10 protein-coding genes are annotated in these 12,361 nt (G+C 61.4%); 8 read left to right on the top strand and 2 right to left on the bottom strand.

What is annotated here, in order from left to right; translation table 11 throughout:
• Window position 1: 1 nt before the first annotated feature.
• From JV18_RS0112895 to rpmE, 6 genes are all read left to right on the top strand, one after another.
• Window positions 2-1,165: a 1-deoxy-D-xylulose-5-phosphate reductoisomerase gene (locus JV18_RS0112895; RefSeq protein WP_033075379.1), complete on the top strand. Its 1,164-nt coding sequence runs from the start codon at window positions 2-4 to the stop codon at window positions 1,163-1,165.
• The gene (gene rseP, locus JV18_RS0112890) at window positions 1,158-2,291 is read left to right on the top strand and encodes an RIP metalloprotease RseP (protein WP_033075425.1); all 1,134 of its coding nucleotides are present in this window, start codon (window positions 1,158-1,160) and stop codon (window positions 2,289-2,291) included. Before JV18_RS0112895 ends, rseP begins: the two co-directional genes overlap by 8 nt.
• A gap of 70 nt (window positions 2,292-2,361) precedes the next feature.
• Window positions 2,362-5,034, top strand: a complete 2,673-nt coding sequence (bamA, locus tag JV18_RS0112885) for an outer membrane protein assembly factor BamA (protein WP_052072235.1) — start codon at window positions 2,362-2,364, stop codon at window positions 5,032-5,034.
• Window positions 5,034-5,708 (top strand): OmpH family outer membrane protein, encoded by a 675-nt coding sequence (locus tag JV18_RS0112880; RefSeq protein ID WP_033075378.1) that lies wholly within the window; start codon window positions 5,034-5,036, stop codon window positions 5,706-5,708. Before bamA ends, JV18_RS0112880 begins: the two co-directional genes overlap by 1 nt.
• A gap of 2 nt (window positions 5,709-5,710) precedes the next feature.
• On the top strand, window positions 5,711-6,190 hold the full coding sequence (gene fabZ, locus JV18_RS0112875) for a 3-hydroxyacyl-ACP dehydratase FabZ (RefSeq protein ID WP_033075377.1): 480 nt from the start codon (window positions 5,711-5,713) through the stop codon (window positions 6,188-6,190).
• A 163-nt stretch (window positions 6,191-6,353) separates the two neighbouring features.
• The gene (gene rpmE, locus JV18_RS0112870; RefSeq protein WP_033075376.1) at window positions 6,354-6,581 is read left to right on the top strand and encodes a 50S ribosomal protein L31; all 228 of its coding nucleotides are present in this window, start codon (window positions 6,354-6,356) and stop codon (window positions 6,579-6,581) included.
• A gap of 32 nt (window positions 6,582-6,613) precedes the next feature.
• Here the strand turns inward: rpmE and JV18_RS0112865 are convergent, their stop codons facing one another.
• The gene (locus JV18_RS0112865; RefSeq protein ID WP_033075375.1) at window positions 6,614-8,086 is read right to left on the bottom strand and encodes a glycerol kinase; all 1,473 of its coding nucleotides are present in this window, start codon (window positions 8,084-8,086) and stop codon (window positions 6,614-6,616) included.
• A gap of 324 nt (window positions 8,087-8,410) precedes the next feature.
• On the opposite strand from JV18_RS0112865, the gene JV18_RS0112860 reads away from it, so the two are divergent.
• Window positions 8,411-9,805, top strand: a complete 1,395-nt coding sequence (locus JV18_RS0112860) for a DEAD/DEAH box helicase (RefSeq protein ID WP_033075374.1) — start codon at window positions 8,411-8,413, stop codon at window positions 9,803-9,805.
• A 114-nt stretch (window positions 9,806-9,919) separates the two neighbouring features.
• Window positions 9,920-11,590, top strand: a complete 1,671-nt coding sequence (locus JV18_RS0112855) for an MFS transporter (RefSeq protein WP_052072232.1) — start codon at window positions 9,920-9,922, stop codon at window positions 11,588-11,590.
• Here JV18_RS0112855 and JV18_RS0112850 read toward each other — a convergent pair.
• Window positions 11,584-12,354: an alpha/beta fold hydrolase gene (locus JV18_RS0112850; RefSeq protein ID WP_033075373.1), complete on the bottom strand. Its 771-nt coding sequence runs from the start codon at window positions 12,352-12,354 to the stop codon at window positions 11,584-11,586. The genes JV18_RS0112855 and JV18_RS0112850 overlap by 7 nt on opposite strands.
• Window positions 12,355-12,361 lie beyond the last annotated feature (7 nt).

Here is a 12,361-nt window from a genome sequence, read left to right as displayed (position 1 = left end):
GATGACGCGCCGCCTGTCGCTGTTCGGGGCGACCGGATCGGTCGGCCAATCCACGCTGGACCTCGTCCGGCGCGATCCCGGCGCCTGGCGCGTAACGGTGTTGACCGCGCATAGCGATGTCGCGGAGCTGGCCCGGCTCGCGCGCGAATTTCGCCCTGACGTGGCGGTGATTGCCGATCCGCGCCATTATGATGCCCTGAAAGAAGCGCTCGCCGGAACGGGGATCGAGGCCGCGGCCGGAAGCGATGCGCTGGTTGCAGCGGCGGAACGGCCCACCGATCTGGTGATGGCCGCCATTGTTGGCACCGCTGGACTGGCGCCAACCATGGCGGCGCTTGCCGCGGGCTATGATGTCGCGCTGGCGAACAAGGAAGCGCTGGTTTCGGCGGGCGCCCTGATGATGGCTGCGGCGCGCCTGTCGGGCGCGACCATCCTGCCGGTGGACAGCGAGCATAATGCCATTTTCCAATGCCTTGCCGGCGGACGGATTGACCAGGTGCGGCGCATCATCCTGACAGCGAGCGGCGGCCCCTTTCGCACGATGAGTGCCGAGGAGATGGCGCGGGTGACCCCGGCGCAGGCGGTGGCGCATCCCAATTGGTCGATGGGCGCAAAGATCAGCGTCGATTCGGCCACGATGATGAACAAGGGGCTCGAACTGATCGAGGCGCATCACCTGTTCCCCGTCGGCCTCGACCGGCTGGAAATATTGGTGCATCCGCAATCGGTGATCCACAGCCTGGTCGAATATGTCGATTGTTCGACCCTGGCGCAGCTTGGTTCCCCTGACATGCGGATTCCCATCGCCAGCGCGCTCGCCTGGCCCGAGCGTATGGCGACGCCCTGCATGCCGCTTGACCTGGCACAAATCGGGCGGCTGGATTTTGCCGCGCCCGACGAGGCGCGTTTTCCGGCTACCGCGCTTTGCCGTGCGGCGGTGGCCGAAGGGGGAGCGCGGCCCGCGCAACTCAATGCCGCAAATGAAGTGGCGGTGGCGGCTTTTCTGAAAGGGCGCATCGCTTTTCCGGCGATTGTCGATCTGGTAAAGCGGGTAATGGACGCCGAAGTGCCTGCTGTGCCGCAGACGCTTCAGGACATATTCAGCGTTGACGCCGCATCGCGCGCCGCCGCGCAGCAATTTGTGGACCAATATGAACATGCTTGAAGCGCCCGGCCTTGGCCTGACTATCCTCGCCTTTCTGCTGGTTCTCGGCCCGCTTGTCTTTGTCCATGAATATGGCCATTATATCGTCGGGCGCTGGTGCGGGGTGAAGGCGGACACTTTTTCCATCGGCTTTGGACGGCGCATTCTCGGCTGGACCGACAAGCGCGGTACGGAGTGGAAGATCGGCTGGTTGCCGCTCGGCGGCTATGTCCAGTTCGCTGGCGATCGCGACGCCGTCAGCCAGCCTGACGCGGGGTGGCGCGACCAGCCTGCCGCCGAACGGGCGCATAGCTTCCCGGCCCAGCCGGTGTGGAAGCGCGCGGCCATTGTCGCGGCGGGGCCGATCACCAATTTTCTGTTCGCCATCCTGATCCTTGCCGGCTTTGCCTGGATCAGCGGCACGCCGACCACGCCGCCGGTTGCGGGCGCGGTGATGGAGGGGTCGGCAGCCGAAGCGGCGGGGATTCGCCCCGGCGACCGGATTGTCGCGGTCGATGGGCGCGAGATGAAAGTCTTCACCGATATTCCCATGGCGGTTGCGCATCGTCCCGGCGAATCGATGGAGGTCAGGATCGAGCGGGGCGGCGCGACGGAGACGCTGCGCTTAACGCCGAAGCTGGTGAGCGATGCCGATCAATTCGGCAATAAATTCGAGCGCGGCGTGATCGGTATTCAGGCGGGCGCGGTGGAATTTGAGCGCGCGTCGTTGCTGGAGGCGCCCGTCATCGCGATGCGCCAGACGTGGCAGATAATTCGTCAGACTTTTGAGGTTCTGGGTCAATTGCTTACCGGCAATCGTTCGGTCAAAGATCTGAGCGGGCCGGTAAAGATCGCCAAGGTGTCGGGCGAAGCGGCAAGCCTGGGAGCGGCGTCGCTGATCTTCCTCGCGGCGCTGATTTCCATCAATCTGGGGTTCATAAACCTCTTGCCATTGCCCATGCTTGATGGCGGACATCTGCTCTTTTACGCCTATGAAGCGATCCGGCGGCGGCCTGCGCCCCCTCAGGCACAGGAATGGGCTTTTCGTTTTGGTTTCGTGGTCGTGGTCACGCTCATGCTGGTCGTGACTTTCAACGATTTGGCCTCATTCGGTCTGTGGGATCGGATCGCGCGCTTGATTGGATAGACGGACTGGGGCAGGGAGTGGCGCCGGCCCGCCATCAGGCGGGTTCGTCGCTTTTGAATTATTTTGCGGGATGAACAGCGTGGCTTCACAGAAATTTTCGACGCGGACGCAGCTGTCGGCACTCCTTTTGGCAGGAACGATGCTCGGCTGGCCGACAGCCTCGGCCTTGGCGCAGCAAGCCGCCACCCCGTCGACCGTCCCGGTGCCAACGCCGGAGGCTGCACCCGCAGCCTCGACGGTCAAGTCGATCACCGTTAGCGGCAATCAGCGGCTTGAGGCGCAGACCATCCTTTCCTACCTGCGCCTGCGCGTGGGGCAGCCTTATGATCGCGCGACGCTCGATCAGGCGCTCAAGGACCTTGCAGCCACCGAATTGTTCCAGGATTATCAGATCACCGACAATGATGGGGCGCTGACCATTCAGGTCACCGAAAATCCGGTGATCAACCGCGTCATCCTCGAGGGCAACAAGCGGCTGAAAGAGGACAAGATTCGCCCCGAGATCAAGATGGCGCCGCGCCAAATCTATACGCGCTCCAAAGTCCGCGCCGACGTTGCCCGCATTATCGAGCTTTACAAGCGGCAGGGCCGCTTTGCGGCGACCGTCGAGCCGAAAATGGTGCAGCTCGACCAGAACCGCGTCGATGTTGTTTTCGAAATCAGCGAAGGGCCGAAGTCGAAGGTTCGCCAGATCAACATCATCGGCAATGAGAAGTTCAGCGACGGTGACTTGAAGGACGAGATGGCGACGAAGGAGACGGGGCTTCTTACGATCCTGTCTTCGAACACCAGCTATGACCCCGACCGTCTGGCTTATGACCAGCAAAAGCTGCGTCTTTTCTATCTGCAAAATGGCTATGCCGATTTCCGCGTCATTTCGGCGGTGGCCGAGCTGACGAGCAACAAGCAGGATTTCATCATCACCTATGTGGTGGAGGAAGGCGAACGCTATAAATTCAGTGACGTAGAGGTCGAGAGCCAGATTCGCGACTTCCGCGCCGAAACGCTGAAGCCCCTGCTGCCCATGAAAAGCGGCGACTGGTATGATGCGAAACTGGTCGAGGATACGGTTGAAAGCCTCAGCGAAACCGCTGGCCTGTTCGGCTATGCTTTTGCCGATATCAATCCCGAGTTTCGCCGCGACCCGGAAAATCGCACGATGGCGATTACCTTCAACGTTAGCGAAAGCCCGCGCACCTATGTCGAGCGGATCGACGTCAACGGCAACACGCTGACCCATGACAAGGTGGTGCGCCGCGAATTTCGCTTGAACGAGGGCGATGCCTTCAACAGCTTTGGCGTGAAGCGTACCGAGAACCGGCTGAACAGCCTGGGTTACTTCCAGGAAAATCTGGAAATTGAGCGCAAGGAAGGCACGACGCCCGATCGCATCGTCCTTGAAACCAATGTCGAGGAAAAGCCGACGGGCGAGTTGTCGCTGTCGGCGGGCTTCTCGTCGATCGAGAATTTCCTGATGCAGGGCTCGATCCGCCAGCGCAATTTCCGCGGGTTGGGACAGCAGCTTCAGGCGTCGGTCAACTATTCCAGCTATTCGAAATCGGTCGAGTTCGGCTTTACCGAGCCTTATTTGTTCGATCGCAACATTTCGCTGGGCGGCAGCATCTATCGCCGCGACCTTAACTCCTTCAACTTCATCAATAATGATCGCCGCACCACCTTTGAACAGGTGACAACGGGTTTCCAGGTCAATACGGGCGTTCCGCTCACCGAATTCATGTCGTTGTTCGGGCGCTATAGCCTGAACTTTGATGATGTGACGCTCGATCGCGGTCTTTATTATTTCGACGGCGAGTGCGACCCGCTCGTTGCCGGACGCTATTTGTGCGATGCGATCGGCAAGCGGACGACCTCCTTGCTCGGCTTTACGCTCGCCTATGACGACCGCGACAATCGCATTCGTCCGACGCGCGGGCAGGCCCTGTCCTTGAGCCAGGACTTCGCGGGCCTTGGTGGCAGCGTCAAATATGTTCGCACCCGTGCTACCGGAAGCAAGCACTTCAATCTCGGCAGCAACTTCATCCTCAATATTTCAGCAGAAGGTGGATATATTCACCCGCTTGGTGAAGCCCCGACGCCGACTAGCGACAAGATTCGCTTGATTGATCGTTTCCAACTCGGTGAGCCGCAGATGCGCGGCTTTGACATTCGCGGCATTGGTCCGCGTGTCGTTCGCTACAGCAATGTCGATGTCACCGATCCTGCCAATCCGGTGCTCGATCTCACCAATGACGGGCGGCGGATTGACGATGCGCTCGGTGGCCGGGCTTATTATCGCGGCCGGTTTGAAATTGACATTCCGCTGGGTTCGGGCGCGAAGGAGCTGGGGCTGCGGCCATCGGTTTTTGTCGATGTCGGGTCGGTTTTCTCTGTGCGCAAGCCTGAGCTGACCACGCTGGAGAATTTCCGCGATCCCACCGATGGACTGACTAAAAATCTCTGCCGTAACTCGGCAACCGGCGATATCAGCTTTGGCGAACAGACGGTGGTCGATGGTGTGCCAACCGGGGCCTATAATGTCTGCCCCACGGGGACGACGTCGAACATGTCGCCCTTTGAAGAGCGCTTTTATGGTGATACATGGTTGCCGCGTGTCGCAATTGGCGCCGGGGTTAACTGGAACTCCCCCTTCGGTCCCTTCCGGATCGACTTCGCTTACGCCCTCCGCAAAGAAGAGGGTGATGATACCAAACGCTTCTCATTCAACGTAGGAACTCAATTCTGATGAAAAAACTTCTTGCCGCGTCGGCGATGGCCATTGCCACGCTGACCGTTTCGCCCATCCTGTCCGCGCCCGCCATTGCTCAGGCGAAGAGCGTCGCGGTTGCTGACGTTCGCGCGGCGGCTGCACGTTCCAATGCTTTCACCACGGCGTCGCAGCAGATTGAAACCACATATAAGGCGCAGATCGACCAGCAGCAGTCGCGCGGCCAGACGCTGCAGGCCGAAATCAACGTGCTGATCGCCAAATATCAGGAAGAAGCAAAGAAAAGCCCGCAAAATCAGGCCGCCCTTCAAGCGGCTGCGAAGGCTGTGCAGGACAAGCGTCAGGCGGCCGCGAACGAACTCGGCCAGATTGGTGCGCCGGTCGAACTCGCTGTCGCTTATGTCGAGGACCAGATCAGCGTTCGCATGAACGAAGCGATCAAGGCCGCAATGACGGCGCGCAAGGTCGATCTGCTGCTCAATCCCGATGCGGTTCTGGCGCGCGAAAATAATGTCGATATCACCGATGCGGTGGTTGCTGAACTCAACCGGATCCTGCCCAATGTGTCGATCGCTGTTCCCGCAGGCTATCAGCCCGGCCAGCTGGTCCAGGAACGCAACCAGCAACTGATCAATGCGGCGCGCGCGGCGCAGGGCGGCGCCCAGACCGGTACGCAGCCGACTTCGCGCTAATCATGACGGACGGGGCGCAAGAGGGCGAAGCGATGGGTCCGGCGGATATTCGCCGTGTCTTGTCGCTTCTTCCGCATCGTTATCCGATGCTGCTCGTCGATCGGGTGGAATCGATGGTGAAAGATACATCGATCCACGCGGTCAAAGCGGTAACGATGAACGAGCCCTTTTTCCAAGGGCATTTCCCCGGCCGGCCGATCATGCCGGGCGTTTTGATCGTGGAGGCGCTCGCGCAGGCGGGCGGCGTTCTCGCGATCGAATCGCTGGGGCTCGCGGGGAGCGGAAAGCTGGTCTATTTCATGGGTATTGACGGAGTGAAGTTCCGCAAGCCCGTGGAGCCCGGCCATTTGCTCGACCTTCATGTCACCATCCTTCAGGCGAAGCGGAATATCTGCAAATTTGAAGGTCGGGCCATGCTGGGCGACCAATTGGCAACCGAATGCCAGTTCACGGCCATGATCGCGGACCCGCCCGCCGACTGATCGGGCCTCCACTGGCTTTCCCGCGCCCGGACTTTCAGAAATGCGGGTAGCTGTTGCAATTTGCCCGTTTCGCCATTAGGGGACGCCGCTTCGCGGGTCCCATTGCGGGGACGCACAGACTCACGCGGCTGGTCGGAAACCAGCGGCACAGGAGCTTTAAGAAATGAAAAAAGGCATTCACCCCGATTATCACATGATCACCGTCAAAATGACCGACGGCACCGAATATCAGACGCGCTCCACCTGGGGCAGCGAAGGTGATGTGATGACCCTGGAAATCGACCCCACGGCTCACCCGGCGTGGACCGGTGGGCAGGGCCGTATGCTTGATGCGGGCGGTCAGGTCGCAAAGTTCAACAAGCGCTTCGGCGGCCTTACGCTCAAGCGCTAAAAGACTGTCGCCCCCGTCTTGGGGGGCGATGGTTATTCCAATATCTTCGCAAGCGCGCTTTGCCACCCGGCAAGGCGCGTTTTGCGTATGTCGGCGTCCATTGCGGGGGTGAAGCGGGTGGTGCGCCCCTGCATCGCCTCGCTAGCGTCGCGGAGGCGGGGATAAAGCCCGGCCCCGGTCGCTGCCAGCATGGCAGCGCCCAAGGCCGTGGTTTCGATAAAATTGGGGCGTTCGACGGTAAGGTCCAGCATGTCGGCCAGATCCTGCGCCATCCAGTCATTGGCGGCCATCCCGCCGTCGATGCGCACCCCACCCCATTTGACGCCATCGGCGGCAAAGGCCGTCATAAGGTCGTGCACCTGATAACTTTGCGCTTCCAATGCCGCGCGCGCGACATGCGCTTTGTTGCTCGCAAAGCTGAGGCCGGTGATCGATGCCAGCGCGTCAGGGCGCCAGTGGGGCGCGCCAAGGCCGGTGAGGGCGGGCACGAGATAAACGCCGCCATTGTCGTTCAGGGAACGGGCCAAAGCCTCGCTTTCCCCCGCGCTGGACAAGAGCCCCAATCCGTCGCGCAGCCATTTGATGAGGCTGCCCGCGACAAAGATCGACCCTTCGAGCGCATAGCTGCGCTCCTGCTCTTCCTGTACAAGCACCGTAGCGAGCAAGCGATTAGTCGAGCGGGGCCTTTTGGTTCCGCTGGCGGTGAGAATGAAGGCTCCCGTGCCGAAGGTGGCTTTGGTATCGCCCGGTGTCAGGCAACCCTGCCCGATGGTCGCCGCTTGCTGATCGCCCGCCATGCCGCAAATGGGAATGGCGCGGCCAAACAGTGCGGGATCGGTCTTGCCGACCTGTGCGGTGCATGCGACGATTTCGGGCAGGAGGCTTTGCGGAACGCCGAGAAGCTCGCACAAGGCCGGGTCCCAGCCTCCCTTGCCGTCAATGTCCATCAGCATCGTGCGCGAGGCATTGGTGGCATCGCTGACATGGACACCGCCAGTCAGCCGATAGACGAGATAGGATTCGATCGTCCCCACCGCGAGCCGCGACCCGGCTTCGGCAAGCTGCGGCCAGTTTTGAAGCGCCCAGCTGATTTTGCTGCCGGAAAAATAGGGATCGAGAAGTAGCCCGCTTTTTTCCTGCACCATCGCTTCCTGCCCCTCCTCTTTGAGGCGGTTGCACATGTCCGCGGTGCGCCGATCCTGCCAGACGATGGCGGGGGCCAGCGGTTCACCGCTTTTGCGGTCCCAGAACACAATGGTTTCGCGTTGATTGGTGATGCCAATTCCCGCCACGGCTGCTGGCCCGCCAGCCTTGTCGATCATGGCCCGGGTGCAGGCGAGCGTTGCCTTCCATATTTCCGCCGCATCATGCTCGACCCGGCCGGGCGCCGGATAATGCTGCCGAAATTCGCGCTGCGCGCTGCCGAGCGGCGTGCCATCGGCGGCGAACAACATGGTGCGGGTGGATGTCGTTCCTTCGTCAATGACGATAATCTTGTCAGCCAAGGCGTTTCCTCTCCTGTCGCGATGAACGTGCCAAAGGCGGGGGAGGGGAGCAAGGGGGAGCCGGGTTTTTGAGACGCGCTCGCTTGGTCGCGCAATTATCTTGCAATTTCCCCGGTGATGCGCCATCTATGCGGCAGCGCAGCATGATGGACAGATCCGTCACCCAGCCGGCAGCGTGATCGTCCCGCCCCCTAATCAGGCGGAAAGAGCCGGATTTGCGCCTTGTCCCCTTGAGGCACCCTTTCACGCGGGTCGTTTCGAACCCGCTTCGCCGCGCGCGACCGTTGGTTCGGCGCGCGCTTGGCGCTTTTGTGAGTTGATAAAATGGAATTTAAAGATTTTGGCCTCCACGCCGATATTGAGCGTGCGCTGACGGCCAAGCGCTATACGCAGCCGACACCTATCCAGCAGCAGGCTATTCCGGTGCTGCTTCAGGGTCGTGATTTGTGCGGTATCGCCCAGACAGGCACTGGCAAAACGGCCGCTTTTTCGCTTCCTTCGCTGCATCATATGTTGAGCAACCCCAAGCCGCCCGTGCCGCGCGGCTGCCGTATGCTGGTGCTGTCGCCGACGCGCGAGCTGGCGGCGCAAATTGCACAAAGCTGCCGCGACTATGGCCGCTTTACCAAATTATCCGTCTCCACCGTGTTTGGCGGTGTGCCGATTAACCGGCAGATCCGCGAGCTGGGACAGGGAGTCGATATTCTCGTCGCCACGCCCGGCCGCTTGCTCGACCTGATCGACCAGCGTGCGCTCCGGCTCGATGATGTCGATATTTTCGTGCTCGATGAAGCCGATCAGATGATGGACATGGGTTTCATTCATTCGCTGCGGCGCGTGGCCAAGCTGCTTCCCGCCAAGCGACAGAATCTCTTTTTCTCGGCTACCATGCCGAAAGAAATTGCCGCACTCGCCAAGCAGTTTCTGGAGGATCCGGTTACGGTTTCGGTAACGCCGCAGGCGACGACGGCGGAGAAGATCCGGCAGAGCGTGACCTTTGTCGAGCAAAAGGAAAAGCAGGCGCTGCTGCATCATGTGCTGCAAACCCAGGACATCGACCGCGCGCTCATCTTTACCCGCACCAAACATGGCGCTGACCGGGTTGTGCGCCATTTGAAGGGCGCAGGGATCGACGCTTTTGCCATCCATGGGAACAAGAGCCAAGCGCAGCGCACGACCGCGTTGCAGGCTTTTCGTTCGGGGAAGGTCAAGCTGCTGGTCGCCACGGACATTGCCGCGCGCGGTATTGACGTGTCGGGGGTGAGCCATGTGATCAATTTCGAAATCCCCAATGTTCCCGAACAATATGTCCATCGCATCGGACGCACCGCGCGCGCCGGGGCCGAAGGCGTGGCGATCAGCTTTGTCGCACCGGACGAGAAAGCCTATCTGCGCGACATTGAGCGGGTGACGCGTACACGCGCCGAACCGGTCAAGCTGCCTGAAGGTTTTTCGGAACTGGTCCGCAACCTGCCCAAGCCGGTAGCGCCCCCGCGCGATACGGGTGGCCAAGGCCGTAATCCGCAGCGCCAGCGTGAAGATGCCCGGCGCGGCAGAGGCGGTCAGGCGGGGCCCGGCGCCCAGAGCGACGGCAGTCAACGTAGCGGCGCGCGTCGCGAAGGCGGTGCGGTCGACGGACAGGACCAGCGCAAGCGGCGTTTCCGTCCTCGCAACAAGAGCGTCGGTGCGCATAAAGGGGCGGTGAAACGCGTCGGTTGATGGCTGGTCGCAACAGCTTTCCATGGTGATCGCGGTGTCGATGGGCTGAGCCCCATTGACGCTGCGCCGCCACCTATTACCCTTGCCGCAGAAAAGAGCGGAGAAGGGTAGAGGATGAACGAAAGCAGGGCGGTCGAGGCCAAAGGCCCGGGCAGACAGAGCGAACGCAAGGTCATTCTGGCCTCTTCGCTCGGCACCATTTTCGAATGGTATGACTTCTACCTCTATGGGTTGCTCGCCACGATTATTTCGGCGCAATTCTTTTCCGGAGTCAACGAAACCACCGGCTTCATTTTTGCGCTAGGCGCTTTTGCTGCGGGCTTTGCCGTGCGGCCTTTCGGGGCGCTGGTCTTCGGCCGGGTCGGCGATCTGGTCGGGCGCAAATATACGTTTCTGGTGACGATGGGCTTGATGGGGCTTGCGACCTTTTTGGTCGGGGTTCTGCCAAATTATGCGGCCATTGGCGTTGCCGCCCCGATCTTGCTGGTGCTGCTGCGGCTGCTTCAGGGATTGGCGCTTGGCGGCGAATATGGCGGCGCGGCAACCTATGTCGCCGAGCATGCGCCCGAGGGAAAACGCGGCCTCTTCACCAGTTTTATCCAGACGACCGCGACGCTGGGCCTGTTTGCTGCGCTGCTGGTCGTCATTGCGGTGCGTTATGCGCTCGGCGAAGAGGCATTCGCGGCCTGGGGCTGGCGAATTCCCTTTCTTGTCTCGGTGATCCTGCTCGGCGTGTCGCTGTGGATCCGGATGCAATTGGAAGAGAGCCCGGTCTTCAAGCGGATGAAGGAACAGGGGACGACCTCAAAGGCGCCGCTGACCGAGGCTTTTGGCCAATGGGCCAATCTCAAATGGGTGCTTGTCGCGCTGCTCGGCGCCGTCGCGGGGCAAGCGGTGGTCTGGTATACGGGGCAGTTTTATGCGCTTTTCTTTCTGGAAAAGACGCTGAAGGTCGATGGTGCGACCGCCAATATATTGATCGCCATCGCGCTGATGATCGGCACGCCCTTTTTTATCATCTTTGGCTGGCTGAGCGACAAGATCGGGCGCAAGCCAATCATTATGGCAGGCTGCGCGCTGGCAGCGCTGACCTATTTCCCGGCATTTCAGATGCTGACGGCGGCAGCGAACCCCGCCATGGCGGAGGCGCAGAGGAGCGCCGCCGTGCGCGTCATCGCCGATCCCGACAATTGTTCATTTCAGTTCGATCCGATTGGCGGCAATAAATTTGAAGGGTCGGGCTGCGACATTGCCAAATCGACCCTGGCAAAAGCGGGCGTTTCCTATAGCGCCGTGATACGCGAGGCGCGCAGCGGTGAGCCTGCGCGCGTGGAAATCGGATCGACCAAGCTGAACGCGCCCGACCCCTGGCGCTTGCCCGAAGAAGAACGCGCCGGAGCAATCCAGCAATTTCGCGAAACGCTGATCGCGGCGACATCGGAGGCGGGCTATCCCGCAGCCGCCGATCCCAAGGCGATCAACAAGCCGCTGGTTGTCGCCATTCTCTTCTACCTCGTGCTGCTCGTGACGATGGTTTATGGGCCGATTGCGGCCCTGCTGGTCGAGCTATTCCCCAGCCGCATCCGCTATTCGGCGATGTCGCTGCCCTATCATATCGGCAATGGCTGGTTCGGCGGTTTCCTGCCCACCACGGCCTTTGCCATGGTCGCGGCGACGGGGAATATCTATTATGGGCTTTGGTATCCGGTGGTCGTCGCGGTGCTGACCTTGATCGTCGGTTTGCTCTTCTTGCCGGAAACCTTCCGCCGCCCGATTGATCAATAGGCGGCCACCGGCGCGCCTTTTGCGGGCGTGTTTGCGGGCTGGTCCAGAAAGTCGGTGAGGCGCGCGGCCACGCGGGACGCGTGGGTGAAGGGGAAGAGATGCGATCCGGGCATTTCTTCCAATTCGGCCCCCTCGATCAGCGCGGCGAGCCTCGCGCCATGGGAGGCAGGGACGATGCCATCGCGTGCGCCAGTGAGAATGAGTACGGGGCGTTCACGCGGCGCGGGCAGCGTGGCGGTGCCATTCCATCCGGCCATCGCCAACGCCTGATAAGCAATCCCCAGCGGCGTGGCGGTGGGAAGGCGCAGGCCGCTGGCGAGCATGTCGCTGTCGTTCCAGACGCTCCAGCCGAGCCCGGGTGCCTCTATGGATCCGGTGGTGGCGAGCAGCGCCAAGCGGCGGATGCGCGCGGGATGGTTCGCGCCAATTTGCTGGGCGAGCGCGCCGCCCCAACTGAAGCCTGCTACATCGAAAAACCGGTGCCCCAACCGATCGGCAATGTCGATGACTGCCCCCGCCATGCTGGAAAGCGCATAGGGGAAGAAACTGTCGGGCGACCCGCCGACGCCGGGCATGTCGAGCGTCCACACCTCCCGCCCCTGAATCCGGCTGAGCAGCGGTGCGGCGGCGGCGATGTCGGCGCCGATGCCGTTGAGGAACAGCAACGGAACCGCGCCCGCGCCGATCCGCCAGCGCGCGACGCGCAGGCGAAAGCCGCGCGCCTGTTCCATGCTGATCTGTGGGTGGCCGGGGAGGCGGGTCATGCCGCCT

It is taken from the genome of Sphingopyxis sp. MWB1 (assembly GCF_000763945.1).
GTDB lineage: Bacteria > Pseudomonadota > Alphaproteobacteria > Sphingomonadales > Sphingomonadaceae > Sphingopyxis.
Note: the sequence above shows the minus strand (reverse complement) of the source record. Positions and strands in the feature narration are given on the sequence as shown.

What these genes read in the sequence shown, in the direction of transcription:
- JV18_RS0112895 (WP_033075379.1), top strand. Translation starts at nt 2, where the DNA reads ATGACGCGCCGCCTGTCGCTGTTCGGGGCGACCGGATCGGTCGGCCAA.
- JV18_RS0112860 (WP_033075374.1), top strand. Translation starts at nt 8,411, where the DNA reads ATGGAATTTAAAGATTTTGGCCTCCACGCCGATATTGAGCGTGCGCTG.
- JV18_RS0112855 (WP_052072232.1), top strand. Translation starts at nt 9,920, where the DNA reads ATGAACGAAAGCAGGGCGGTCGAGGCCAAAGGCCCGGGCAGACAGAGC.
- JV18_RS0112880 (WP_033075378.1), top strand. Translation starts at nt 5,034, where the DNA reads ATGAAAAAACTTCTTGCCGCGTCGGCGATGGCCATTGCCACGCTGACC.
- rseP (WP_033075425.1), top strand. Translation starts at nt 1,158, where the DNA reads ATGCTTGAAGCGCCCGGCCTTGGCCTGACTATCCTCGCCTTTCTGCTG.
- JV18_RS0112850 (WP_033075373.1), bottom strand. Translation starts at nt 12,354, where the DNA reads ATGACCCGCCTCCCCGGCCACCCACAGATCAGCATGGAACAGGCGCGC.
- rpmE (WP_033075376.1), top strand. Translation starts at nt 6,354, where the DNA reads ATGAAAAAAGGCATTCACCCCGATTATCACATGATCACCGTCAAAATG.
- fabZ (WP_033075377.1), top strand. Translation starts at nt 5,711, where the DNA reads ATGACGGACGGGGCGCAAGAGGGCGAAGCGATGGGTCCGGCGGATATT.
- bamA (WP_052072235.1), top strand. Translation starts at nt 2,362, where the DNA reads ATGAACAGCGTGGCTTCACAGAAATTTTCGACGCGGACGCAGCTGTCG.